The organism is Pseudomonas sp. SBT1-2 (genome assembly GCF_028640875.1).
Lineage (GTDB): Bacteria > Pseudomonadota > Gammaproteobacteria > Pseudomonadales > Pseudomonadaceae > Aquipseudomonas > Aquipseudomonas chlororaphis_I.
On sequence record NZ_JAQZAA010000015.1, the window covers coordinates 1 to 204 of the forward strand.

General features: G+C 67.2%; 1 protein-coding gene. It reads right to left on the reverse strand.

What is annotated here, in order from left to right:
• On the reverse strand, positions 1 to 204 hold a 204-nt coding region (locus tag PVZ78_RS01400; RefSeq protein ID WP_273828136.1), incomplete at both ends, for a hypothetical protein.

Consider the following 204-nt stretch of genomic DNA (forward strand, 5'->3'; position numbering starts at 1 on the left):
GCCCGCTGGATGGTCCAGCGGTTGCAGCAGGGTAAAGCTATAGGCGCCCGCGGCGCTGAGGCTGAAGGTAAACACATCGACCGCGCCGGCCTTGGCGGTCAGGGTGTCGCCGGCAACGCTATACACCAGCGCCACGCCGCCCGAGCTCAGCGCTGGCAAGCCGCTGGTGTCGCTCGACAGGGAGTAAGTCAGCGGTACATCGGC